Below are 1,204 nucleotides of genomic sequence, written 5' to 3' on the forward strand. Positions count from 1 at the left end.
AGAGCGTTATGAGTCTACGACCTAGATAAAAAACATGGCCTTGGTAGTTGAAAAACACGTTGGCCTTAGACCGTTTCCATTTTTCGATGAATTGCTTGCTGCGTCCCACCCAACGCATAATGCCGTAGCTGTGTCCATCAAGGACAAAAGGACGTGATTTAAAGTCGAGAGAAAAACCGAAGCTATAGCCGTTAAAATTAGACTCGCTGTGTATGTGAACAAGCCAGAACATACGGTGCTCCCGCTGGTAAAAATCTTCCCTGGCGCCGCGTTCAGCCTCAGAAATCGATGAGTGTTGGAGCTCAAGTACTGTGGCGAGAGGGGTGCCCGCACCACAAAGCACGTCAGCTCTATGACGTTCGCCGGTCGCAGGATCGATCAGGCCAATCTCGCGGGATGTAAGGTCAAATTGCTCCTTCCATGCAAGGTGCCATGGCCCCTCGGCTTCGCTCCAAGAATCGCAGTCTCCCGCTTTATGACGCCAGTGTTTGACATTTTCGACAGGGATCACTGAGGTGAGCAGGCCGCCGCAGTCACGGCAGGTGCTGCGCTCCCCTTTTGCCAACGGCGGGCGTTTAACCCCATCAATCCAAGCGTAAAGCATCCAGCGCTTTCCCAGCCAAGTACCACGACAACGATGTATCAGCTTAGCAATCTAAGCTCGACAATAATTCATGGCGAACATTAAGGCAGTTCGTTCCGATACGCGAGGCGGCGTTCATAACAGACCTTTGCGGGCGGGAGGTCGAGACCCCTTAGAAAGGCACGCCGGGATGGTGGCTGCCAATTTTACAATTTACTTTGCCGACGAGAAATTCCACACAACATGGTTAAGTACAGGGAGCGGTGAAATGTCTCGATTCTTTAATGATAGTCCGATTGAATCTGCAGGCGACGATCAGTACGGTATCTCGCCCTTTGCCAAAGCAATTGCTAAGAGCTTGCACGAAATTGTCGACCCGATTGGGACGACGATTGCCATTAACGGTCCCTGGGGTGCAGGGAAAAGCAGTGCGGTCAACCTAATCCGGCATGAGTTGCAGGCGATGCCTGACACAAAACTCACGCTCCTTGATTTCAAATGTTGGTGGTACCGTGGGGAGGAAGCACTTACCCTAGCATTTTTCCAAGAGCTGAATAGCACGCTTAAGCTGACGCTCGGCGAGAAGGTAAAGAACCTTGTTCCAGCGCTCGGTAGACACGT

2 protein-coding genes are annotated in these 1,204 nt (G+C 51.6%); one reads left to right on the forward strand and one right to left on the reverse strand.

What is annotated here, in order from left to right; genetic code table 11:
• On the reverse strand, nt 1-604 hold a 604-nt coding region (locus ABI_RS25540), incomplete at its 3' end, for a competence protein CoiA family protein (RefSeq protein ID WP_083811385.1).
• Nucleotides 605-773: 169 nt separating this feature from the next.
• On the opposite strand from ABI_RS25540, the gene ABI_RS05150 reads away from it, so the two are divergent.
• The coding region (locus tag ABI_RS05150; RefSeq protein ID WP_040308601.1) for a P-loop NTPase fold protein at nt 774-1,204 on the forward strand (431 nt) is incomplete at its 3' end.

Origin of the sequence: Asticcacaulis biprosthecium C19 (genome assembly GCF_000204015.1) — a bacterium.
Classification (GTDB): Bacteria; Pseudomonadota; Alphaproteobacteria; order Caulobacterales; family Caulobacteraceae; genus Asticcacaulis; species Asticcacaulis biprosthecius.